The 22365-nt window shown below is 59.7% G+C and carries 19 protein-coding genes and 1 pseudogene; 12 read left to right on the forward strand and 8 right to left on the reverse strand.

Annotated elements, in window-relative coordinates:
• Positions 1-12: 12 nt before the first annotated feature.
• From CUN63_RS13640 to CUN63_RS13650, 3 genes are all read left to right on the forward strand, one after another.
• A complete protein-coding gene (locus CUN63_RS13640; protein ID WP_129440100.1) occupies positions 13-1923 on the forward strand; it encodes an ATP-binding cassette domain-containing protein in 1911 nt (636 codons plus the stop codon).
• Positions 1923-2504, forward strand: coding sequence for a mechanosensitive ion channel family protein (locus tag CUN63_RS13645; RefSeq protein WP_129440102.1), 582 nt, complete (start codon positions 1923-1925; stop codon positions 2502-2504). Before CUN63_RS13640 ends, CUN63_RS13645 begins: the two co-directional genes overlap by 1 nt.
• Positions 2505-2726: 222 nt before the next feature.
• Complete coding sequence (locus tag CUN63_RS13650; RefSeq protein WP_129440104.1) at positions 2727-3359, forward strand: LysE family transporter; 633 nt, start codon at positions 2727-2729, stop codon at positions 3357-3359.
• A gap of 88 nt (positions 3360-3447) precedes the next feature.
• Here CUN63_RS13650 and CUN63_RS32175 read toward each other — a convergent pair.
• A pseudogene (locus CUN63_RS32175) lies at positions 3448-3657 on the reverse strand (penicillin-binding protein activator LpoB); the annotation flags it as partial.
• 81 nt (positions 3658-3738) lie between these two features.
• On the opposite strand from CUN63_RS32175, the gene CUN63_RS13660 reads away from it, so the two are divergent.
• Both CUN63_RS13660 and CUN63_RS13665 read left to right on the forward strand, forming a co-directional pair.
• On the forward strand, positions 3739-5637 hold the full coding sequence (locus CUN63_RS13660; protein ID WP_129440105.1) for a cytochrome c/FTR1 family iron permease: 1899 nt from the start codon (positions 3739-3741) through the stop codon (positions 5635-5637).
• Between the two features lie 122 nt (positions 5638-5759).
• A complete protein-coding gene (locus tag CUN63_RS13665) occupies positions 5760-6215 on the forward strand; it encodes a YaiI/YqxD family protein (RefSeq protein WP_033060654.1) in 456 nt (151 codons plus the stop codon).
• Positions 6216-6347: 132 nt separating this feature from the next.
• On the opposite strand, the gene elbB is transcribed toward CUN63_RS13665, so the two are convergent.
• Positions 6348-7016, reverse strand: coding sequence for an isoprenoid biosynthesis glyoxalase ElbB (elbB, locus tag CUN63_RS13675; RefSeq protein ID WP_033060653.1), 669 nt, complete (start codon positions 7014-7016; stop codon positions 6348-6350).
• A 115-nt stretch (positions 7017-7131) separates the two neighbouring features.
• Here elbB and CUN63_RS13680 point away from each other — a divergent pair, with 115 nt between their 5' ends.
• Positions 7132-8367: a sterol desaturase family protein gene (locus CUN63_RS13680; protein WP_129440107.1), complete on the forward strand. Its 1236-nt coding sequence runs from the start codon at positions 7132-7134 to the stop codon at positions 8365-8367.
• Here the strand turns inward: CUN63_RS13680 and CUN63_RS13685 are convergent.
• Complete coding sequence (locus tag CUN63_RS13685; RefSeq protein WP_129440109.1) at positions 8348-8971, reverse strand: DedA family protein; 624 nt, start codon at positions 8969-8971, stop codon at positions 8348-8350. The two genes, CUN63_RS13680 and CUN63_RS13685, sit on opposite strands and share 20 nt — an antisense overlap.
• Positions 8972-9179: 208 nt before the next feature.
• On the opposite strand from CUN63_RS13685, the gene hemB reads away from it, so the two are divergent.
• Together hemB and ppk1 are read left to right on the forward strand one after the other, a co-directional pair.
• Positions 9180-10193 (forward strand): porphobilinogen synthase, encoded by a 1014-nt coding sequence (gene hemB / locus CUN63_RS13690; protein ID WP_008150323.1) that lies wholly within the window; start codon positions 9180-9182, stop codon positions 10191-10193.
• A gap of 18 nt (positions 10194-10211) precedes the next feature.
• Positions 10212-12434, forward strand: coding sequence for a polyphosphate kinase 1 (gene ppk1, locus CUN63_RS13695; protein ID WP_129440111.1), 2223 nt, complete (start codon positions 10212-10214; stop codon positions 12432-12434).
• A gap of 85 nt (positions 12435-12519) precedes the next feature.
• On the opposite strand, the gene ppx is transcribed toward ppk1, so the two are convergent.
• The 5 genes from ppx to CUN63_RS13720 form a co-directional block, all read right to left on the reverse strand.
• Positions 12520-14022: an exopolyphosphatase gene (gene ppx / locus CUN63_RS13700; RefSeq protein ID WP_129440113.1), complete on the reverse strand. Its 1503-nt coding sequence runs from the start codon at positions 14020-14022 to the stop codon at positions 12520-12522.
• Between the two features lie 235 nt (positions 14023-14257).
• Complete coding sequence (locus tag CUN63_RS13705; RefSeq protein ID WP_129440115.1) at positions 14258-14995, reverse strand: amino acid ABC transporter ATP-binding protein; 738 nt, start codon at positions 14993-14995, stop codon at positions 14258-14260.
• Entirely contained in the window at positions 14982-15632 is a 651-nt protein-coding gene (locus tag CUN63_RS13710; RefSeq protein ID WP_033060645.1) for an amino acid ABC transporter permease, read from the reverse strand. Before CUN63_RS13710 ends, CUN63_RS13705 begins: the two co-directional genes overlap by 14 nt.
• Positions 15629-16297, reverse strand: coding sequence for an amino acid ABC transporter permease (locus tag CUN63_RS13715; protein ID WP_129440117.1), 669 nt, complete (start codon positions 16295-16297; stop codon positions 15629-15631). The genes CUN63_RS13710 and CUN63_RS13715 overlap by 4 nt, the downstream gene beginning before the upstream one ends.
• 36 nt (positions 16298-16333) lie before the next feature.
• Complete coding sequence (locus CUN63_RS13720) at positions 16334-17119, reverse strand: transporter substrate-binding domain-containing protein (RefSeq protein ID WP_129440119.1); 786 nt, start codon at positions 17117-17119, stop codon at positions 16334-16336.
• Between the two features lie 256 nt (positions 17120-17375).
• Here CUN63_RS13720 and CUN63_RS13730 point away from each other — a divergent pair, with 256 nt between their 5' ends.
• From CUN63_RS13730 to CUN63_RS13745, 4 genes are all read left to right on the forward strand, one after another.
• Complete coding sequence (locus CUN63_RS13730; protein ID WP_129440123.1) at positions 17376-18083, forward strand: FadR/GntR family transcriptional regulator; 708 nt, start codon at positions 17376-17378, stop codon at positions 18081-18083.
• A 120-nt stretch (positions 18084-18203) separates the two neighbouring features.
• Positions 18204-18533: a thioredoxin TrxA gene (gene trxA / locus CUN63_RS13735; RefSeq protein WP_008150340.1), complete on the forward strand. Its 330-nt coding sequence runs from the start codon at positions 18204-18206 to the stop codon at positions 18531-18533.
• Positions 18534-18781: 248 nt separating this feature from the next.
• The gene (gene rho, locus CUN63_RS13740; RefSeq protein WP_007942421.1) at positions 18782-20041 is read left to right on the forward strand and encodes a transcription termination factor Rho; all 1260 of its coding nucleotides are present in this window, start codon (positions 18782-18784) and stop codon (positions 20039-20041) included.
• Between the two features lie 332 nt (positions 20042-20373).
• Positions 20374-22329: an acyltransferase family protein gene (locus tag CUN63_RS13745; RefSeq protein WP_129440125.1), complete on the forward strand. Its 1956-nt coding sequence runs from the start codon at positions 20374-20376 to the stop codon at positions 22327-22329.
• Positions 22330-22365: the final 36 nt, after the last annotated feature.

The raw sequence follows: 22365 nt of genomic DNA on the forward strand, positions 1-22365 counted from the left end.
TCCGCCGCCATTATGATTCGACTTCAGAACCTGACTTTACAGCGTGGCCCTCAACGTCTGCTAGAAGACGCCGAGCTGACCCTGCACGCCGGCCACAAAGCCGGCCTCATCGGTGCCAACGGCGCCGGCAAATCGAGCCTGTTCGCCTTGCTTCTGGGTGACCTGCACCCGGACTCGGGTGATTGCTTCCTGCCGGCGGACTGGCGCATCGCCCACATGCGCCAGGAGATCGACACCCTCGATCGCGTGGCGGTCGACTATGTGCTTGATGGCGACCTGCGCCTGCGCGAGGTGCAACGCGACCTCGCGGCAGCCGAATCGGCCCATGACGGTACCGCTCAGGCCCGCCTGCACTCGGAACTCGACAGCGCCGACGGTTACACCGCCGATGCCCGGGCCCGAAAGCTGCTGGCCGGCCTTGGGTTTACCAATGAACAGATGGATCGCCAGGTAGGAGATTTCTCTGGAGGTTGGCGGATGCGTCTGAACCTGGCGCAGGCTTTGATGTGTCCCTCGGACTTGTTGTTGCTCGACGAACCGACCAACCACTTGGACCTCGACGCCATCATCTGGCTCGAAGAATGGCTGAAAAGCTATCCCGGCACCTTGATGCTGATTTCCCACGACCGGGACTTCCTCGATGCCGTGGTCGATCACGTGGCCCACGTCGATCAGCGCAAGATCACCCTGTATCGCGGTGGTTATAGCGCCTTCGAACGCGCTCGCGCCGAACGTCTGGCCCAGCAACAGCAGGCCTACGAGAAGCAACAGGCGCAACGTGCGCACATGGAAAGCTACATCGCCCGCTTCAAGGCCCAGGCCACCAAGGCCCGTCAGGCCCAGAGCCGGATCAAGGCGCTGGAGCGGATGGAAGAGCTGTCCGCCGCTCACGTTGATTCGCCATTCGATTTCGTTTTCCGCGAATCAGTGAAAATCTCCAGCCCGTTAATCGACCTCTCCGACGCCCGACTGGGTTACGGCGAGCGAGCCGTGCTGGAGAAGGTCAAGCTGCAACTGACCCCCGGTGCGCGGATCGGTTTGCTCGGCCCGAACGGTGCCGGTAAATCGACCCTGATCAAAAACCTTGCCGGTGAACTCGAACCGTTGTCCGGCCGACTGACCCGCGGCGAGAACACCGTCGTTGGCTACTTCGCCCAGCATCAGCTGGACTCACTCGACTCCAAGGCCAGCCCGTTGCTGCACATGCAGCGCCTGGCGCCGACCGAGCGCGAGCAGACGCTGCGCGACTTCCTCGGTGGTTTCGACTTCCGCGGCGCGCGGATCGATGAGCCGGTGCTGAACTTCTCCGGTGGCGAAAAGGCGCGCCTGGCGCTGGCGTTGATCGCTTGGGGCCGGCCGAACCTGCTGCTGCTCGACGAACCGACCAACCACCTGGACCTGGAAATGCGCCTGGCGTTGACCATGGCCCTACAGGAATTCAGTGGCGCGGTACTGGTGGTCTCCCACGATCGCCATTTGCTCAAAAGCACCACCGACAATTTCTATCTGGTGGCGGACGGCAAGGTCGAGGAGTTCGACGGCGACCTGGAAGACTACACCCGTTGGCTGGTGGACTACCGCCAGCGCAACGCCCCGGTCAGCAATACGCCGGTCAATCCGGACAAGACCGACAAGAAGGCCCAGCGTCAGGCCGCCGCTGCGTTGCGTCAGCAACTGGCGCCGCACAAGCGCGAGGCTGACAAGCTCGAAGCCGAGCTGGGCAAGCTGCACGAGAAACTGGCGAAGATCGATACCAGCCTCGGCGACAGCGACATTTACGAGCCGGCGCGCAAGAACGACTTGCGTGATCTGCTGGCCGAACAGGCCAAGCTGAAGGTCCGTGAAGCGGAGCTGGAAGAAGCCTGGATGGAAGCGCTGGAACTGCTCGAAAGCATGCAGGCGGAGCTGGAGGCGCTGTCCTGATGGAAGCCTTCAAGCTGCCATTGCCTGCTGTGTGGATCGAGCCGATCTGGCTCTTCGTGCAAATCCTGCTGATCCTGTTGGCGGGATATGTTGCCCAGCGTTGCGTCGCCAAGTGCCTGACTCGCCTGGGTGAGCGTTATCCGTTGCCGCCGCAATTGCTGATGCCGCTGCGCGGTGGCCTGCGCTGGCTGATCATGGGCAGCGCGCTGATTTTCGTGCTGGAGCGCCTCGGGGTGTCGGCAACGGTGCTCTGGACCGCGTTGTCCGGGTTTGTCGCGGTAGCGGCAGTGGCGTTCTTCGCCATGTGGAGCGTGCTCTCCAATCTGCTTTGCGCAATCCTGATCTTCACCGTCGGCCCGTTTCGCCTCGGCGACGTGGTCGAGTTGGTGGACACCACCGACAAGCCAGGCGTCAAAGGCCGGGTGGTGGCGATCAATCTGCTCTACACCACGCTGATCGAAGCCGAAGAACTCGGCACCGGCAGCGCCATGGTCCAAGTGCCCAACAGCCTGTTCTTCCAGCGCTCGGTTCGACGCTGGCGCGGCAGCGATGTATTCCCTTCCAACGGTTTTGAAAAGTAAGACTTCTGTTGCCTGATAGACCGCTTTCGCGAGCAAGCCCGCTCCCACATGGGATCTGCGGCGTACACAAATCAAATGTGGGAGCGAGCTTGCTCGCGATAGGGCCGGCAGCCATAAACGCTGGTCGGCAGTCCGCCCTGTCCTGTAAAAGAAAATCGGTAGTCATCGGCCCAAAGCCGCATTAGCTTAGACGTCTGTCACGAGTCTGAGTCGAGGTGTGCGATGGTGCTTCAAACATGGCTGGCGTTTTTTGCCGCCTGCTGGGTGATCAGTCTGTCTCCCGGTGCCGGCGCCATTGCGTCGATGTCCAGTGGTCTGCGATACGGTTTCTGGCGCGGTTATTGGAACGCCCTGGGCCTGCAACTGGGTCTGGCGTTACAGATTGCAATTGTCGCCGCCGGCGTCGGTGCAATCCTCGCGGCGTCGGCCACCGCTTTCTACGCGATCAAATGGTTTGGCGTGGCCTATCTGGTTTACCTGGCGGTCAAGCAATGGCGCGCGCTGCCCCATGACATGAGCGACGACGCGGCCGTCCGGCAAATCGGCAAGCCGATGGCGCTGGTGTTCCGGGGTTTCCTGGTGAACGTCAGCAACCCCAAGGCGTTGGTGTTCATGCTCGCGGTGTTGCCGCAATTCATTGATCCGCATGCACCACTGGTGGCGCAGTACCTGATCCTCGGTGTGACCATGATCTGCGTCGACCTGATTGTCATGGCCGGTTACACCGGGCTGGCTTCCAAGGTGTTGCGCCTGTTGCGCACGCCCAAGCAGCAAAAACGCATGAACCGCACCTTTGCCGGGCTGTTCATCGGTGCGGCGGCGTTCATGGCGACCCTTCGCAAAGCGGTGGTGTAAAGCCGCCAGGCACAAAAAAGGCGACCCTTGGGGTCGCCTTTTTAGTTTCAGGGTTCAGCGAGACACGGATGTCCCGATGGTTCATTAGCTTGGTGTCCTGACCTTCGTCCATCCACTCGGCCAGATCAACGTCAATCAATTGCGGGCTGAATTTGTAGAAGACGTCCTAGTAGTCGCTAATGCGCTTGACGATCGAGCTGATCGAACCTTCGATACGGTATTTGGCGGCGATCATGTTGCCAGTCTTGGCCATCGTGTTCTTCTTGATGTTGGCCTCCTGCCAATTCCTCAAAACAAGAGGAACCGCACAACAAAGCTTGAGTGAAAGGCATTGGAAGTGAACAATGTGTTACTTCGTATTTCCAATTGAGATTCATTCATGACTGCCCCGTCCCGTTTCCTGGCCTGGCTGGTATTGCCGCTGTTTGCCCTGTGCAGTTTCAACCTGCTGGCCGACACCGTGGAAGGCGCGCCGCAAGCGCTGCATTTGCTCGATTACATCGGCGCGGATTACCCGGAAACGGTGCAAGCGGGCAAGGTCATTAATGAGTCCGAGTACCAAGAGCAGTTGGCATCCATCAAGGCGCTGCAAGGCTTGATCGCCGCGATGCCGGCCAAACCGGAAAAAGCCGGGCTGGAGCAGGGCGTCAGCACGCTGCGCAACGCGATCACTGCGCGTCAGGACGGCGCGGATGTCGGCCGTCAGGCACGGCAACTCGGCGCCAAGTTGGCCGTGACCTATGAAGTCAGCCAGGCACCGATCATTACGCCGGATCCGACCCGTGGTGCGCCGCTGTACGCTCAGCATTGTTCGGTTTGCCACGGCGACGCGGGTGCCGGGGATGGTCCGGCGGGTGTCGGTCTGACGCCGCCGCCGTCCAATCTGCGTGATGCGGCGCGGCTGGATCACCTGAGCCTCTACGCGATCTACAGCACCTTGGGCCTCGGCGTCGAAGGCACCGACATGCCAGCCTTCGCCGATCAGCTGGACGATCGTCAGCGTTGGGACCTGGCGACCTACATCGCCAGCTTCAGCGCCGATCCGGCTGCTGCAAAATCCGAAAAGACCTACAACATCGCCGACCTGGCCCGTCAGACTCCCGCAGAAGTGCAGGTTGCCGAGGGGCCGCAAGCTGCGGCGACCTTCCGTGAGCAGCGGGCGCAACCGCCGCAGGTCAAGCGTGGCCCGGCGCAGTTGCTCGACTACACCGCCGCAACGCTGGACAAGAGCATCGCTGCTTATCGTACGGGTGATCACGATCAGGCCTATGACCTGTCGGTGGCGGCTTATCTGGAAGGTTTCGAACTGGTCGAAAGTTCTCTGGATAATGTCGATGCCAACGTGCGCAAAGACACTGAAAAATCGCTGATGGCTTACCGTCAGTCGTTGCAGGACGGTTTGCCGGTGGCTCAGGTTCAGCAGCGTCTGGACGCGGCCAAGGCCAAGTTGAAGACGTCTGCCGGCCTGCTGGGCAGCGATGGCTTGAGCTGGTCTTTGAGCTACATCTCCGGTTTGTTGATTCTGTTGCGTGAAGGTCTGGAAGCGATTCTGGTGCTGGCGGCAGTTCTCGCGTTCCTGCGAAACACCGGCCAGCAATCGGCGGTACGCAGCGTCAACGTCGGCTGGGGTCTGGCGCTGCTGGCCGGTCTCGGGACTTGGGCGTTGGCGGCGTATGTGATCGATGTCAGCGGCTCGCAACGCGAATTGCTGGAAGGTGCGACGGCGTTGTTTGCCAGCGTCATGGTGCTTTGGCTCGGCGTGTGGATGCATGACCGTCGTCACGCGGCGGCCTGGCAGGATTACATCAAGAGCAGCCTGGTGGGTGGCGGTGGGCGTTTCGGGTTTGCGACGTTGGCGTTCTTCTCGGTGTATCGCGAGCTGTTTGAAGTGATTTTGTTCTACGAGACCTTGTGGCTGCAGGCAGGTCCAGCGGGCCATAACGCGGTACTGGCAGGTGGTGCGACGGCGTTGGTGTTGCTGGTCGGTCTGGCTTGGGTGATTCTGCGTGGCTCGGCGAAGCTGCCGCTGTCGCTGTTTTTCAGTATCAACGCCGGCCTGCTGTGTGCGTTGTCGGTGGTGTTTGCCGGGCATGGCGTGAAGGCGTTGCAGGAAGCCGGGATTTTCGGCACCCGGCCTGTGCCGTTCTTTGACTTCGACTGGCTGGGGATCCACGCTGATGCGTATTCGCTGAGTGCGCAGGCGGTGGCGATTATCGCGATCATCGTGCTGTATAGCCGTAGTCGGCTGGCTGAGAAGCGTCGGGTGCAGGTTTCTTAAAAGCATTCGCTGCGCTCACAATCGCGAGCAAGCTCGCTCCCACAGGTTTAGCGCTAACCTTGTGGGAGCGGCGGTGCGGCGATCCGACTTGCCCGCGATGCTTTTCAACAGAGGAAAACACAATGCGTGTGTGGATCGATGCCGACGCCTGCCCGCGGGCGGCCAAGGATCTGGTGGTGAAGTTCGCCCTCAAGCGCCAGTTCGAAGTGGTGTTGGTGGCCGGACAGCCGCAGATCAAGCCGGGTTTGGCCCTTGTGAAGCTGATCGTGGTGCCGAGTGGTCCGGATGCCGCAGACGACTATCTGGTGGAATACGCGGTCCCCGGCGAATTGGTGATCTGCAGCGATGTGCCGCTGGCCGATCGCCTGGTGAAAAAGGGCGTTGCGGCGCTGGATCCACGGGGCAAAGAGTTCGATGCGCAGAACATGGGCGATCGGTTGGCGGTGCGTAACCTGTTCACCGATTTGCGTGAACAGGGGCAGATGAGCGGCGGGCCGGCGCCGTTTGGTGAGCGTGAGAAGCAGGCGTTTGCCAATGCGCTGGACCGGATCCTCACGCGACTTTCCCGAAAAGCCTGAGCCTTGCCCAGTTCAATGTGGGAGCGGCGGTGCGACGATTCGACTTGCTCGCGAATGCGGTGTGTCATTCAGCATTGATGTCGACTGATACACCGCATTCGCGAGCAAGCCCGCTCCCACACTGGGACAGTGTCAGGCGTCGTTTTCGTGGGTCAGTTCGAGTACCCGGTCGACCAGTTTGTTGATGCCCGAAGCCGCTTCACTGATGCTCTGCGCCAGCATGTACGCCGGGGTGCTGACCAGTTTGCGTGCTTTGTCTTCAACGATGTCAGTTACCGCGCAGTCTGCGTGTGTAGCGCCCATCTTGTTCATGGCGGCAGCAGTATCGGCGTCGTTGCCGATGGTGCAGGTCACGCCCGGTCCATAGATCTTCGCCGCGAGCGCCGGTGAGATGCAGATCAGCCCGACCGGTTTGCCGGCCTCGGCAAAGGCTTCAGCCAGCGCCAGGACTTCCGGTTGCACGGTGCAGCCGGCGCCTTCGACGGCGAAGTTCGACAGGTTCTTGGCCGCCCCGAAACCACCGGGCACGATCAACGCGTCGAAGTCTTCCACGTCCGCTTCGCGGATATCCTTGATGTTGCCTCGGGCGATCCGCGCCGATTCCACCAGTACGTTGCGCGACTCGGGCATTTCTTCGCCGGTCAGGTGATTGATCACATGTAGCTGCGCGATGTTAGGTGCGAAACACTGCACCTGAGCCCCCCGCTGGTCCAGGCGCAGCAGGGTGATCACGCTTTCGTGGATCTCGGCGCCGTCGTACACGCCACAGCCGGATAGGATCACTGCAATTTTTTTGCTCATGGGCTTTTCTCCAGATTCATGGCGTTAAATGTCCACTAATTTGTCACTCGTTGCCATAGGGTTAATTCGCGGCTACACCTAGGATCTGTCCTCAAGATTCCGATCAGGGCGCGTCATGGACTTCATTCTGTATGCGGTGCCGTTTTTCTTTGTGCTGATTGCCGTCGAACTGCTGGCCGACCGTTGGCGCGGAGTGAGCAATTATCGTGTGGCTGACGCGATCAACAGCATGAGCACCGGCGTGCTGTCGACCACCACCGGCCTGTTGACCAAAGGCGTCGGCCTGGTGACGTATGCATTTGCCCTCAAGCACCTGGCGCTGTTTGAACTCTCCGCCGACAGCGTTTGGGTCTGGATTTTCGCCTTTGTCCTCTACGACTTCTGCTACTACTGGCTGCATCGCATGGGCCACGAACGCAACATTCTCTGGGCAGCGCACTCGGTGCATCACCAGAGCGAGGATTACAACCTGTCCACGGCGCTGCGCCAGACCAGTACCGGCTTCCTGTTGAGCTGGATCTTCTACCTGCCGATGGCCGTGCTCGGCGTGCCGCTGCTGGTGTTCATCAGCGTCGCCTCGCTGAACTTGCTGTACCAATTCTGGGTGCATACCAAACACATTCCCAAGCTCGGCTGGTTCGAGTGGTTCTTCGTCACGCCGTCCAATCATCGGGCTCACCATGCACAGAACGCTCTCTACATGGATCGTAACTACGGCGGGGTGTTCATTATTTGGGACCGTCTATTCGGCTCGTTCCAGGAAGAGGACGATAACGAACCGGTGATTTTCGGTGTCACTACGCCGCTCGCGAGCTGGAATCCGGTGTGGGCGAACGTGCAGTTCTACGCGCAGCTGTGGGATGACGCGCGGCGTGCGCAAAGCAAATGGGACAAGCTGCGCATCTGGTTCATGCGCACCGGTTGGCGGCCGGCGGACGTGGCGGCCAGGTACCCGATGAACAAGCCAGACCTGAGTCAGTTCCGTAAATTCGAAGTGCCGCTGGACGGGCGTCAGCAGTTGTATGTCGTGTTGCAGTTCTGCGTCTACATCGCGCTGGGTAGCTATTTGATGAACCTGGAGCACAGTTTGCCAACCGCCGCGCTGGTGCTCGGCTGGAGTGCCGTGGCGTTGGGTTTGTTTACGTTGGGCGTGGCCCTGGAGAATCGTCCGTGGGCGCTGAAGCTGGAGCTGCTGCGCCTGGCGTCGAATGTGCCGCTGGTGTGGCTGGCGCCGGTCGTTGGGCTGTGGCCTGCCAGCGCGGCAGGCTGGGTCGGCCTGCTGAGTTACAGCCTGCTCAGCGGAATCGGTCTCTACTGTTGCAGAAACCGTTTCACTCGCCTGGCGTCTTAGTCTCGGCAGATTTGGCCAGTTCAGCCTGCTCGTCGGCGTAGATCTTCTTCGCCAGACGGGCGTTCTTGAAGCGTCGGCGCAACCACAGGAAAAAACCAAGTATCAGTAGGGCGCCGAGCACCCACAGCTCGTACTTCTTGACGCTGCCAAGCAGGCCTTCGAGCACCGCGCCGAAGTGATAGGCGGCGGCAGCCAGCGCGGCGGCCCAGATCGCGGCACCAATCCCGTTGAGCAGCAGATAACGTCCTGGCGGATAGCCCGACAGGCCGATCGCCACCGGCATCACCGTGCGCAGGCCATAGACAAATCGGAAGCTCAGCACCCAGATGTCCGGGTGCTTGCGGATGTGTTCCAGTGCCCGATCACCCATCATTTGCCAGCGCGGTTTGCGCGCCAGCAACTTGCGGCCGTGCTTGCGCCCCAGGAAATACCAGAGCTGATCACCGGCATAACTGCCGAGGAACGCCACGATCATGACCACTTTGAGGTCCATGTATCCGCGGAACGCGAGGAAGCCTGCGAGTACCAGAATGGTTTCGCCTTCGAAAAACGTGCCGAGAAAGAGGGCGAAGTAGCCGAATTCCTGAAGAAATTGTTGGAGCATTGTCTGGATGCTGGCGAAATGAACGCGCAGCCTAACCCTTCGGGAACATTCATGAAAGTGTCCAAATGTGTCTCGACGTGAACATTTCCTACAAGGACAATGGAATGCGGCTGCGTGTCACAGGGCTAAGCACAACTGTCATCTGTTCGTCATAATGCCCGCTTATAACTGTCACGCTCGCCCGCCAGTGCGGGCTCAGGAGTCTGCCGTGAGCTTTACCCCCGCCAACCGTTTGTTTCCTGCAACCCGCCTGCGTCGCAATCGCCGTGATGATTTTTCGCGTCGACTGGTCCGTGAAAACGTTCTGACCGTCGACGATCTGATCCTGCCGGTGTTCGTGCTGGACGGTGAAAACCGTCGCGAAGCGGTGGCGTCGATGCCAGGCGTCGAGCGCCTGACCATCGATCTGTTGCTTGAAGAGGCGGCCAAGTGGGTCGAGCTGGGGATTCCGGCCTTGGCGTTGTTCCCGGTGACGCCGCCGGAGCTCAAGTCCCTGGACGCCGCCGAAGCCTGGAACCCGAACGGGATTGCCCAGCGCGCCACGCGTGCATTGCGGGCGCAATTCCCTGAACTGGGTGTGATCACCGACGTTGCCCTTGATCCGTTCACCACCCACGGCCAGGACGGTATCCTCGACGAAGAAGGCTACGTGCAGAACGACATCACCGTCGACGCACTGGTCAAGCAGGCGCTGTCCCACGCCGAAGCCGGCGCTCAGGTGGTGGCCCCGTCGGACATGATGGACGGTCGCATCCAGGCGATCCGCGAAGCGCTTGAACTGGCCGATCACGTCAACGTGCGGATCATGGCCTACTCGGCGAAGTACGCCAGCGCCTATTACGGCCCGTTCCGCGATGCGGTCGGTTCGGCGCTGAACCTGGGCAAGGCCAACAAGGCCTCCTATCAGATGGACCCGGCCAACAGCAACGAAGCCCTGCACGAAGTGGCGGCGGACTTGTCAGAAGGCGCGGACATGGTCATGGTCAAGCCAGGCATGCCGTATCTGGATATCCTCTACCGGGTCAAAGAAGAATTTAAAGTGCCGACCTTTGTTTATCAGGTCAGCGGTGAATATGCCATGCACATGGCGGCGATCCAGAATGGCTGGTTGAGCGAAGGGGTTATCCTCGAATCCCTGACCGCTTTTAAACGTGCAGGCGCTGATGGCATCCTGACTTACTTTGCCGTCCGTGCTGCTCAATTGTTACGAGAGCAAAAATAGCCCTCCCAGGAACATTCGATGAATACCGAAGGACTCACTGAAGTTGCCGTAAAAGATGCTCAACCTGTGGTGGAGCAAATCGCCGAAACCCCGCCGGAACTGGAGCCTGCTCCATCCGCGGTGGTGGCCGAGACCGCAATAGCGGCGCCAGCGATTGCCATTCCCGGTCTGGATGACAGCAGCCTGTACATCCATCGCGAGCTCTCGCAACTGCAGTTCAACATCCGCGTGCTGGAGCAGGCGCTGGATGAGTCCTACCCGCTGCTGGAGCGGCTGAAGTTTCTGCTGATCTTCTCCAGCAACCTGGACGAGTTCTTCGAAATTCGTGTGGCCGGCCTGAAGAAGCAGATCACCTTCGCCCGTGAACAGGCTGGCGCCGATGGCCTGCAACCGCACCAGGCCCTGGCTCGCATCAGCGAACTGGTGCACGGTCACGTCGACCGCCAGTACGCGATCCTCAATGACATTCTGTTGCCGGAACTGGAAAAGCATCAGGTCCGCTTCATCCGCCGGCGTCACTGGACCACCAAGATCAAAACCTGGGTGCGCCGCTATTTCCGCGACGAGATCGCGCCGATCATTACCCCGATTGGCCTCGACCCGACGCACCCGTTCCCGTTGCTGGTCAACAAGAGCTTGAACTTCATCGTCGAGCTCGAAGGTATCGATGCCTTTGGCCGCGATTCCGGTCTGGCGATCATCCCGGCGCCACGTTTGCTGCCGCGCGTCATCAAGCTGCCGGAAGAAGTGGGCGGCTCGGGCGACAACTACGTGTTCCTGTCGTCGATGATCCACGCTCACGCCGATGACCTGTTCCAGGGCATGAAGGTCAAGGGCTGCTACCAGTTCCGTCTGACCCGAAACGCCGACCTCGCCGTCGACACCGAAGATGTAGAAGACCTGGCCCGCGCCCTGCGCGGCGAGTTGTTCTCGCGTCGCTACGGTGACGCGGTGCGTCTGGAAGTCGCTGACACCTGCCCGAAACACCTGTCCGACTACTTGCTCAAGCAGTTCAACCTGCACGAGACCGAGCTGTATCAGGTCAACGGTCCGGTCAACCTGACCCGCCTGTTCAGCATCACCGGTCTGGACAGTCAGCGAGCGCTGCAATACACGCCGTTCACCCCACAGATCCCGAAACTGCTGCAGAACAGCGAGAACATCTTCAGCGTGATCAGCAAGCAGGACATCCTGTTGCTGCACCCGTTCGAGTCATTCACCCCGGTGGTCGACCTGCTGCGCCAGGCTGCCAAGGACCCGCATGTATTGGCGGTCCGTCAGACCCTGTACCGCTCCGGCGCCAACTCGGAAATCGTCGATGCGCTGGTCGATGCGGCGCGTAACGGCAAGGAAGTCACTGCGGTGATCGAGTTGCGTGCGCGGTTCGACGAAGAGTCCAACCTGCAACTGGCCAGCCGTCTGCAAGCGGCTGGTGCGGTGGTAATTTACGGCGTGGTCGGTTTCAAGACCCACGCCAAGATGATGCTGATCTTGCGTCGTGAGGCTGGCGAGATTGTCCGTTACGCCCACTTGGGTACCGGCAACTACCACGCGGCCAACGCCCGTCTGTACACCGACTACAGCTTGCTGACCTCGGATGACGCCTTGTGTGAAGACGTTGGCAAACTGTTCAGTCAACTGATCGGCATGGGTAAAACCCTGCGCATGAAGAAGCTGCTGCACGCGCCGTTCACGTTGAAAAAGGGCATGCTCGACATGATTGCCCGGGAGACCCAGTTCGCCCTCGACGGCAAACCGGCGCACATCATCGCCAAGTTCAACTCGCTGACCGATCCGAAGATCATCCGCGCGCTGTACAAGGCCAGTCAGTCCGGGGTGCGTATCGATCTAGTGGTGCGCGGCATGTGCTGCCTGCGTCCGGGCATCGCCGGGGTTTCGCACAACATCCACGTGCGCTCGATCATCGGGCGTTTCCTGGAGCACACCCGGGTGTTCTACTTCCTCAATGGCGGCGAAGAGCAGATGTTCCTGTCCAGCGCCGACTGGATGGAACGTAACCTCGACAAGCGCGTCGAGACTTGCTTCCCGGTCGAGGGCAAGAAGCTGATCATGCGGGTCAAGAAAGAGCTGGAGCTTTATCTCACCGATAATACTCACAGCTGGAGCCTGCAGGCGGACGGCCGTTACATCCGCAACACGCCGACCGGCAACCAGAACCCGCGCAGCGCGCAGGCAACACTGCTGGAACGTTTGGGCAGCCCGATTCTGACCGTGCGTTAATACGCAAAACCTGTGGGAGCGGGCTTGCGTCGTCTGCTGAATTGCGGGCACAAAAAAGGCCTTCCGAAGAAGGCCTTTTTCAATTTCAGCGAACGTTAAGCACAAAGCCCACCCGGGTCAGCCACTCCGCTTCCAGGCCGAAGTCGGCCTGAGTCAGCTGGTTTTCGTCCAGCCAGTTTTCCGGGAACAACACATCCAGGCTGTCGCCATTGGCCTGTAGGACGACCTGGGGCATTTCCTGGGTGCCGCGGATGTGATGGAACAGAATCGCAAAGCGCAGCAGCACGCACAGGCGAATCAGCTTGATGCCTTCATCTCCGAAGTCGGCAAACTTGTCCCGGGGGATATTGCGTCGGTGGCCACGCACCAGTAGCGCGAGCATCAGTTGATCTTCGCGGGAGAACCCGGCCAGGTCCGAGTGCTCGATCAGGTAGGCGCCGTGCTTGTGGTAGTGATAGTGAGCGATGTCCAGGCCCACTTCATGGACCTTGGCTGCCCAGCCGAGCAATTCGCGCCAGACGCCGTCATCCAGCTCCCAATCCTCAGCCACTTGATCGAAAGCATGCAACGCCTTGCGCTCAACGCGCACCGCTTGTTCCAGATCGACGTGATAGCGCTCCATCAACGAGCTGAGGGTGCGCTCACGGACGTCTTCGTGATGATGACGGCCCAACAGGTCATAGAGCACGCCTTCGCGCAGGGCGCCTTCACAGTGGTCCATGCGTTGCAGCTCGAGCGCGTCGAAGATCGCTTCGAGAATCGCCAGGCCGGCAGGGAAGATCGCCCGGCGGTCGGGCTTGATGCCTTCGAAATCGATCTTCTCGACGTCGCCGAGTTTGAACAGCTTGCGTTTGAGCCAGGCCAGGCCTTCGGCATTGACCTCGCCGGTGCCGTGTCCGCCCGCTTTGAGCGCTAGACCGATGGCGCGAATGGTGCCCGAGGAGCCAATGGCTTCATCCCAGGTCAGGCGGTGAAGGGCGTGTTCGATGCTCATGATCTCCAGCCGCGCCGCGGTGTACGCCTGGGCGTAGCGGGCCGGGGTGATCTTGCCGTCCTTGAAATAGCGCTGGGTGTAGCTGACGCAGCCCATTTGCAGGCTTTCGCGCAGCAGCGGTTCGAAGCGCTGGCCGATGATGAATTCGGTACTGCCGCCGCCGATGTCGGCCACCAGGCGTTTGCCCGGGGTGTCGGCGAGGGTGTGGGAAACGCCGAGGTAAATCAGGCGGGCTTCTTCACGACCGGAGATGACTTCCACCGGGTGGCCAAGGATTTCTTCAGCGCGGCGGATAAATTCGCCACGGTTACGGGCTTCACGCAGGGCGTTGGTGCCGACGATCCGCACGGCGCCGGGCGGCATACCGTTGATCAGTTGGGCAAAACGCTTAAGGCAATCGAGCCCGCGTTGCATGGATTCTTCACTGAGCTGGCGCTCATCGTCGATGCCTGCGGCCAGCTGAACCTTCTCCCCGAGACGCTCGAGAATACGGATTTCGCCGTTCTGGGCCTTGGCCACGACCATGTGAAAGCTGTTGGAGCCCAGGTCGATTGCGGCGATCAGGGACAGATTCTTGGCTTGGGATTGCGGCATGGTCAGGGGGTCTCGGTCGATAACCTCGACATCGTGCCACGATCAAACGCTGCCGCCAACGCGTAGGAGCTGCCGAAGGCTGCGATCTTTTACCGCGGGAATATTTGCGGTGTTGCTGATGGCCCCTTCGCGAGCAAGCCCGCTCCCATATTCAACCGAGTACCTCAGTAAGAACGCGGTCAACTGTGGGAGCGGGCTTGCTCGCGAAAGCTGCCTCGCAGGCGCCGAAGATCGATCAGCTCGCCGCCTCAACCGTCCCGATAAAATTCGCCAGCTCCGCCGTCTGCGGATTCGCGAACAGAATCTTCGGATTCCCGACCTCATGCACCTTGCCCTGATGCATGAACACCAACTTATCCCCAACCTCCCGGGCAAAACGCATTTCGTGGGTGACCATAATCAACGTCATCCCTTCCTTGGCCAGTTGCCGGACCACGCTCAGCACTTCATTGACCAATTCCGGGTCCAGCGCCGAGGTAATCTCATCGCACAGCAAGACCTTCGGCGACATCGCCAGCGCCCGGGCAATCGCCACCCGCTGTTGCTGCCCGCCAGACAACCGATCCGGGAAGGCATCGAATTTCTCCCCCAGCCCGACCCGCTCCAACATCTCCCGCGCCAGTTCGGCCGCTTTGGCTTTCGGCACTTTCTGCACCACTTGCGGTGCGAGCATCACGTTCTCGCCGACCGTCAGGTGCGGGAACAGGTTGAACTGCTGAAACACCATCCCGACTTTCTGTCGCAAGCTGCGCAGATCCGCACGAGCGGCGTCGAGGTAGTCGCCGTCGACTTCAATCACGCCGTCGTTGATCGATTCCAGGCCATTGAGCGTGCGCAGCAATGTGGATTTTCCCGAGCCGCTGCGGCCGATGATCGCCACCACCTGGCCTTCCTCGACGCTCAGGTCGATGCCTTTGAGTACATGGTGATCGCCGTAATATTTATGCAAAGCGGAAATTCTAAGCAGAGGCATGCAGTCTCCTTTCCAGGTAGCGGGCACTGAGGGACAAGGGGTAGCAGAGCAGGAAGTAACCGAGGGCCACGAGGCCGTAGACCATGAACGGTTCGAAGGTTGCGTTGGCGAGCATGCCGCCGGTCTTGGTCAGTTCGGTGAAGCCGATGATCGAGGTGACGGCGGTGCCTTTGACCACTTGCACGGAGAAGCCCACGGTCGGTGCTACAGCGATGCGCAGCGCTTGCGGCAGGATCACGTAGCGCAGTTGCTCCAGAGGATTGAGCGCCAGGCTCGACGAGGCTTCCCACTGGCCGTTGGGGATCGATTCGACGCAACCACGCCAGATCTCCGCCAGGTAGGCGCTGGTGAACAGCGTCAGGGCAATCGCCGCGGCCATCCACGGCGAAATCTCCACCCCGGCCAACGCCACACCGAAGAACACCAGAAACAGCTGCATCAACAGCGGCGTGCCCTGGAACAGCTCGATGTAGGTGCGTGCGAAGCTGCGCGGCAGGGATTTCTTCGAGATGCGCATGACCATGATCAACAAGCCGATCAGTCCGCCACCGATAAACGCCACCAGCGACAGCGCCAGGGTCCATTGCAGGCCGGTGAGCAGGTTGCGTACGACGTCCCAGAATGTGAAATCGCTCATTGGCTGCTCCGGGCTATGTAGCGGCGACCAATCCAGTTCAGCAATTGGCGGATCATTAGCGCCATGCACAGGTAGACCAGCGTGGTCAGCGCATAGGTTTCAAAGGCGCGGAAGTTGCGCGACTGAATGAAGTTGGCGGCGAAGCTCAGCTCTTCGGTGGCGATCTGCGAGCAGACCGCCGAACCCAGCATCACGATGATGATCTGGCTGCTCAATGCCGGCCAAACCTTGCCCAGCGCCGGCAGCAGCACCACGTGGCGAAAGGCTTCGAAGCGCGTCATTGCCAGCGCTGCAGCGGCTTCAAGCTGTCCTCGAGGAATTGCCTGGATGCCGGCGCGGATGATCTCGGTGGAATAGGCGCCGAGGTTGATCACCATCGCCAGCACCGCCGCCTGCCATTCCGAAATCTGCACACCCAGTGACGGCAGGCCGAAGAAGATGAAAAACAACTGCACCAGAAATGGCGTGTTGCGGATCAACTCGACGTAGACCCCAAAAATGCCGGCGAACGGGCGGATGTTCCACGCCCGCACCAGCGCCCCGACGGTGCCCAGACCCACCCCGAGCACCGCGCCGATGGCCGTCAGTTCAAGGGTGAACAGCGCACCGCGCAGCAGCAGGTCGGTGTTTTGCACCACCGGAATGAAATCGAACTGATAAGCCATGTTTAGGCTCCTTGTTTAAACGGCGTCGCACGACAGTCAGAGATCGGCCGGTAGCGGCTCTTTGAGCCAGGTCCTGGAGTTCTTCTCCAGCGCGCCGTCGGTCTTGGCGGTGGCGAGGATCTGGTTGACCTTGTCCAGCAGCGCCGGCTCGTTTTTGTTCACGCCGACATAGACCGGCGAATCCTTGAGCTTCACTTTCAGCGCCGGAATGCGTTTCGGGTTGCGCTCGCTGATGGTCACCATCACCACGTTGCCGCTGGCGATCAGATCGACTTGCCCGGCGAGGTAAGCGGCGATGGTCGAGTTGTTGTCTTCGAAGCGCTTGATGTTCACGCCTTCGGGCGCGACTTTGGTCAACTCGATGTCTTCGATGGCACCCCGGGTGACGCTGATGGTTTTGCCCTTGAGGTCGTCCAGGCTTTTGATGCTGGCGTCTGGCGGACCGAAAACGGCAAGGTAGAACGGCGCGTAGGCACGGGAGAAATCGATGACCTTCTCGCGCTCGGGGTTCTTGCCGAGGCTGGAGATCACCAGATCGACCTTGCCGGTGGTCAGGAACGGAATGCGGTTGGTGCTGTTGACCGGCGTCAGCTCGAGTTTGACCTTGAGTTGGTCGGCCAGCAGTTTTGCCGTATCGATGTCCAGGCCGCGCGGTTTCATGTCCGGGCCGACCGAGCCGAAGGGCGGGAAGTCCTGAGGCACGGCAACCTTGAGGACGCCGCGCTTGACCACATCCTCCAGACCGTCGGCGTGGGCGGGCGCCTGGCTCAGCATCAGGCTGGCAAACAGGGCTGCGAGGAGGGCGCTGTAACGCTGGGTCATGGCAAATCTCCGAATCGGCGAGGAATGAATTCTGCGGATCGACAGAGCACGGGCTATGCCAACATCGGGTTTTGGGGGCGCAAGGCCACGGTTTTGCTGGTGTTACTCGGTCTTACTGGTCTGAACAGTCGTGCGCGGTTTCGCACCCCGATAGCGCATCGCGGGAATTCGCCGAACCCCCATGGGGCACGACTTGCCGGGCGTCGCGAATAGCTTTACAACTAGCCGCTCATTAGCCCGGTTTCTCTGAAAAACCATGAACTCGATCTCCCGAGCCGTACCTGAAGTGGCGCTGCAAGCCATCCGCAAACTGATCACCGAGCAAGGTTTCGGGCCGGGCGATGCCTTGCCCTCGCAAAGGGATTTGGCGGTGCAATTAGGGGTCAGTCGGGCGTCGCTGAGAGAGGCGTTGTCGTCGCTGAGTGCGCTGGGCGTGATCAGCATCCAGCCGGGCAAAGGCGTGTTCGTGCAGTCACCGGTTGAATTGCCGCGAGGCGATGCGGGGCTGAGTTGGCCGTTCGCGGCCCAGGCCTCGCCGCTGGACATCTTCCAGTTGCGCTATGCCCTGGAAGGCTTCGCTGCCGGTTTGGCCGCGGTGACCCTGAGTACTCACGAGCTCGATGCACTGGAAGATAACGTCGCCGCCATGCGCATCGAATTGAAGGCCGGCGACTTCGAGGCCGCGGCGCGACTGGATTTCGAGTTTCACCGGCGCATCCTGCTAGCGAGCGGCAATCAGGCGATGCTGAGCATTCTGACGGCCAGCGCCGACATTTTTCTAGAGAGCCAGAAACTACCGTTCATCCGGGCAGAGCGCGCCATGGAAACCTGGCAGGAACACCGCAAAATCCTTCGCGCACTGGCCCGGCGGGCGTCCGGCGCAGCGCAGAAGGCCATGCACGAACATGTGCGTAACGCGGCACTGCGAACAGGAATTGCCTTCGTCGCTCCCGCCACCTCGTGACTTGGGCTATACCCAAACTCATGCGGCACCATAGCGAGACTCAATCATCTGCACCTTCCTGAACGAGGGAAGGGCGGCTATGATGGGCCACGTTTTTTTGCTTACAACCTGGAGACTTCCATGAGCAGCGATCTTATTAAACACGTCACCGACGCTAGCTTCGACGTCGACGTCCTCAAGGCCGAAGGCGCTGTACTGGTCGACTACTGGGCTGAATGGTGCGGCCCTTGCAAAATGATCGCTCCTGTTCTGGACGAAATTGCTGAAACCTACAAAGGCAAGCTGACCGTTGCCAAACTGAACATCGACGAAAACCAGGAAACTCCGGCCAAGCATGGCGTGCGTGGTATCCCGACTCTGATGCTGTTCAAGAACGGCAACGTTGAAGCGACCAAGGTTGGCGCGCTGTCGAAGTCGCAACTGGCTGCCTTCCTCGACGCCAACATCTAAGCGTCGTTTAAAGCGTCATCAAAAAGGCCCCGCACATCGCGGGGCCTTTTCGTTATTGAGGGCTAGACGCTCCGAAATTCAGGTGGTACATTCGGCCCCGCACTGGTTTCTCCACTGCCCCCTGCTAGCCGTCGCCGACGCACTCCTTTTCGAATAAGTACGCGATCCTGTCGCCTTCTCTGCGGCGCGGCCTCATTAAGCCAAAAGCTTAATTTCCCCCCCTCCATAAATGATTACGTCATTCCTATATGAATCTGACTGAACTCAAGCAAAAGCCGATTACCGAACTGCTCGAATTGGCCGAACAGATGGGCATAGAAAATATGGCCCGTTCGCGCAAGCAGGACGTGATTTTCTCCCTGCTCAAAAAGCACGCTAAAAGCGGCGAGGAAATCTCCGGTGATGGCGTGCTGGAGATTCTCCAGGACGGCTTCGGCTTCCTTCGCTCCGCTGACGCTTCCTATCTCGCCGGCCCAGACGATATCTACGTCTCGCCGAGTCAGATCCGTCGCTTCAACTTGCGCACCGGTGACACCATCGTTGGCAAGATCCGTCCCCCAAAGGAAGGCGAGCGTTATTTCGCGCTGCTCAAGGTCGACACGATCAACTACGATCGTCCCGAGAACGCGAAAAACAAGATTCTCTTCGAGAACCTGACCCCGCTGTTCCCGACCGTGCGCATGAAGATGGAAGCCGGCAACGGTTCCACCGAAGACTTGACCGGTCGTGTCATCGACCTGTGCGCCCCGATCGGCAAAGGCCAGCGCGGTCTGATCGTTGCACCGCCGAAAGCCGGTAAAACCATCATGCTGCAGAACATCGCAGCCAACATCGCGCGTAACAATCCTGAAGTTCATCTGATCGTATTGCTGATCGACGAACGTCCGGAAGAAGTAACCGAAATGCAGCGCACCGTGCGCGGCGAAGTGGTTGCCTCGACGTTCGATGAACCGCCAACCCGCCACGTGCAGGTTGCCGAAATGGTGATCGAGAAGGCCAAGCGCCTGGTCGAACACAAGAAGGACGTGGTGATCCTGCTCGACTCCATCACCCGTCTGGCTCGCGCCTACAACACCGTGATCCCGAGCTCCGGCAAAGTACTCACCGGTGGTGTCGATGCCCACGCCCTGGAGAAACCGAAACGTTTCTTCGGCGCCGCGCGGAACATCGAAGAAGGCGGTTCGCTGACCATCATCGCCACCGCGCTGGTTGAAACCGGCTCGAAGATGGACGAAGTGATCTACGAAGAATTCAAAGGCACGGGCAACATGGAACTGCCGCTGGATCGTCGTATCGCCGAAAAACGCGTCTTCCCGGCCATCAACATCAACCGTTCCGGCACCCGCCGCGAAGAGTTGCTGACTGCCGACGACGAGTTGCAACGCATGTGGATCCTTCGCAAGCTGCTGCACCCGATGGACGAAATCGCTGCCATCGAATTCCTGGTCGACAAGCTGAAAACGACCAAGACCAACGATGAGTTCTTCCTGTCGATGAAGCGTAAGTAACACGAAGTACTGTCTAGTCCTGAAGCAGGTTAAACCCATTCAGGACGGGACATACGCTTCAAAAAAGGGCGCCCCGAAAAGGGCGCTCTTTTTTTTCGCAGGATATTTTGTATCTGGATTGATACTTACTGTGGTGTAAACTGGCGCCCATTCAATGGGTGCCGCCGCCCGCTAACAGCTGATCTATCGCCGTTGCATTCAATCTTGCCGGCGATTGAATCAAGTGTTCTGACGGGTCTTTCCCCACGTTGACCTTCGTCGAATATTCGCAGTCGCGCTAACGGTGAGTCCCTTTTTCAATCGGTTTTGTATCTGAAACGACAAGGGACGTTATGCACACATTTGGCAATCGCCGTGATATTGACGGATTGCGGGCTCTGGCCGTTATTCCAGTCGTGATGTTTCATTTTGGCTTCAGCACTTTCAGCGGTGGCTTTGTCGGTGTTGATGTCTTCTTTGTCATTTCCGGATTCCTGATTACCAGCATCCTGTTCCGCGAGATCGCCGCGCAGCGTTTCAGCTTCGTCGATTTCTGGGCTCGCCGTGCACGACGGATCATTCCGGCCTTGAGCGTGGTGCTGCTGGCGACGCTGGTTCTGGGCTGGTTGTTGCTGACGGCCAAGGACTTCTCCGAGTTGGGAAGGACGGTTCGTTATCAGTCGCTGTTTATTTCAAACATTCTGTTCATGCGCGAAGACGGTTACTTCCAGCCCGCGTCGGATTTGAAACCGTTGCTTCATACCTGGTCCCTGGCCGTTGAAGAGCAGTACTACATCTTCTTTCCGCTGTTGATGGTGTTGTTGATGCGCCATGTTCGCCATTGGCGCTGGATGCTGTTTGTCGTGCTGCTGGTGTCTCTCGGGCTCAATATCGCTTATATCGACCGCAAGCCCGACGTCGCTTTCTTTTCGCTGCCGACACGCGCCTGGGAGTTGTTGTGCGGTGCGATGCTCGCGGTCTTGCCGGCGTCAAAACAGGCCGTACGGCCCTGGCTCTATCAGTCTGTGGGAGTGGCCGGGTTAATGGCGGTCCTGGTGGCAGTTTTCACCTTTGACAAGGCTACGGTGTTCCCAGGCTGGGCGGCTTTGCTGCCCGTGCTCGGTGCAACCGCGCTGATCTGGTCAGGCGGGCACGGTTCTACATGGGCCGGTCAGGTGTTGAGTGCTCGCGCGCTGGTATGGATCGGCTTGCTCTCCTATTCCTTGTATTTGTGGCACTGGCCGGTCTATGTCTATGCCAATGCCATCTCGATCGACGGCATTCAGCCCTTGGAGGCTACGGGCTGGATACTATTGGCGCTCGGCCTTGCATGGTTGAGCTGGCGCTTCGTCGAACTTCCATTTCGTGAACGCCGCCTGCTTGCCGGACGCAAACCCGTGTTGTTGGGGGGCTTGCTGGCCATGGCCGCTCTGGCGGTCACAGGTTCGATGGTGCGATCGGCGGACGGTTTTCCTCAACGCCTTACTGGCAAAGCGCTGGAATATGCGCAGTCTCGGGATTGGCGGGCCGGGCAGATGAAATGCATGTTGGTAACCTCGGACAAAAAACTGGACAAGGCGTGTCTGGTGGGTGGTAACGAAGAGGTTCCGGCGACGCAAATGTTCTGGGGCGATAGCCATGCTGCCGCGCTGTTGCCTGCGATCGAAAGTAGCGCAAAGCGCGACAGTCGCCCGGTGTGGCTTTACAGCATGAGTGCCTGTCCGCCGATTCAGAGCAATGACTTGCGTCAGCGTTGCAAGGACTTCAACGAACAGACAATGGAGCGGGTTCGTAGCCTGCAGATTAAGGATGTGGTGCTGGCATCCAATTGGAGTCTTTACGTTTACGGTCGCGAAGACGGCGATAAAAAGGTTCTGCTCAATCAGCATGACAATACGGCTCGGGCCGAGGAGCGCATGGCCACAGCGCTCAAGGCACGGGTGACGGCATTAAGGGCGGCGGGCGCGCAAGTCTGGTTGTTCAAGGAAGTGCCGCTGCAGCGCAAGGGCGCCATCGATCGACTGACGAGTCTGGCCCGGGTCGGTCGTTCGGCCGAGGGGCTGGGCCGACCACTCGAAGAGCACCTGGCACGCCAGCATTTTCTCAGTACCTTGTTCAACTCGATGAGCGCCGCCGACCCAGGCGTACATGTTATCGATCCTACGCCGTTGATGTGTGCGGAGCAGGTTTGCAGTATCGAGGTCAATGGCCATTCGCAGTTCAAAGACGAGGATCATCTGTCAGACACAGGCAGTGCCCGGTTGAGCCCATTGTTTGCTCCGGTGCTGCTGGGTGCAAATCACAATTGATTGCTGGCTATGCACTGACAGGCTGCTGTTTGGTCG

The organism is Pseudomonas sp. ACM7 (assembly GCF_004136015.1).
Classification (GTDB): domain Bacteria; phylum Pseudomonadota; class Gammaproteobacteria; order Pseudomonadales; family Pseudomonadaceae; genus Aquipseudomonas; species Aquipseudomonas frigoris.

Excerpts from the sequence above, each read along its gene's own strand:
- CUN63_RS13660 (WP_129440105.1), top strand. The coding sequence starts at position 3,739 with ATGACTGCCCCGTCCCGTTTCCTGGCCTGGCTGGTATTGCCGCTGTTT.
- CUN63_RS13640 (WP_129440100.1), top strand. The coding sequence starts at position 13 with ATGATTCGACTTCAGAACCTGACTTTACAGCGTGGCCCTCAACGTCTG.
- CUN63_RS13705 (WP_129440115.1), bottom strand. The coding sequence starts at position 14,995 with ATGCCTCTGCTTAGAATTTCCGCTTTGCATAAATATTACGGCGATCAC.
- CUN63_RS13745 (WP_129440125.1), top strand. The coding sequence starts at position 20,374 with ATGCACACATTTGGCAATCGCCGTGATATTGACGGATTGCGGGCTCTG.
- ppk1 (WP_129440111.1), top strand. The coding sequence starts at position 10,212 with ATGAATACCGAAGGACTCACTGAAGTTGCCGTAAAAGATGCTCAACCT.
- CUN63_RS13730 (WP_129440123.1), top strand. The coding sequence starts at position 17,376 with ATGAACTCGATCTCCCGAGCCGTACCTGAAGTGGCGCTGCAAGCCATC.
- CUN63_RS13645 (WP_129440102.1), top strand. The coding sequence starts at position 1,923 with ATGGAAGCCTTCAAGCTGCCATTGCCTGCTGTGTGGATCGAGCCGATC.
- CUN63_RS13720 (WP_129440119.1), bottom strand. The coding sequence starts at position 17,119 with ATGACCCAGCGTTACAGCGCCCTCCTCGCAGCCCTGTTTGCCAGCCTG.
- CUN63_RS13685 (WP_129440109.1), bottom strand. The coding sequence starts at position 8,971 with ATGCTCCAACAATTTCTTCAGGAATTCGGCTACTTCGCCCTCTTTCTC.
- ppx (WP_129440113.1), bottom strand. The coding sequence starts at position 14,022 with ATGCCGCAATCCCAAGCCAAGAATCTGTCCCTGATCGCCGCAATCGAC.
- CUN63_RS13715 (WP_129440117.1), bottom strand. The coding sequence starts at position 16,297 with ATGGCTTATCAGTTCGATTTCATTCCGGTGGTGCAAAACACCGACCTG.
- trxA (WP_008150340.1), top strand. The coding sequence starts at position 18,204 with ATGAGCAGCGATCTTATTAAACACGTCACCGACGCTAGCTTCGACGTC.
- elbB (WP_033060653.1), bottom strand. The coding sequence starts at position 7,016 with ATGAGCAAAAAAATTGCAGTGATCCTATCCGGCTGTGGCGTGTACGAC.
- CUN63_RS13650 (WP_129440104.1), top strand. The coding sequence starts at position 2,727 with ATGGTGCTTCAAACATGGCTGGCGTTTTTTGCCGCCTGCTGGGTGATC.
- CUN63_RS13665 (WP_033060654.1), top strand. The coding sequence starts at position 5,760 with ATGCGTGTGTGGATCGATGCCGACGCCTGCCCGCGGGCGGCCAAGGAT.
- CUN63_RS13710 (WP_033060645.1), bottom strand. The coding sequence starts at position 15,632 with ATGAGCGATTTCACATTCTGGGACGTCGTACGCAACCTGCTCACCGGC.
- rho (WP_007942421.1), top strand. The coding sequence starts at position 18,782 with ATGAATCTGACTGAACTCAAGCAAAAGCCGATTACCGAACTGCTCGAA.
- CUN63_RS13680 (WP_129440107.1), top strand. The coding sequence starts at position 7,132 with ATGGACTTCATTCTGTATGCGGTGCCGTTTTTCTTTGTGCTGATTGCC.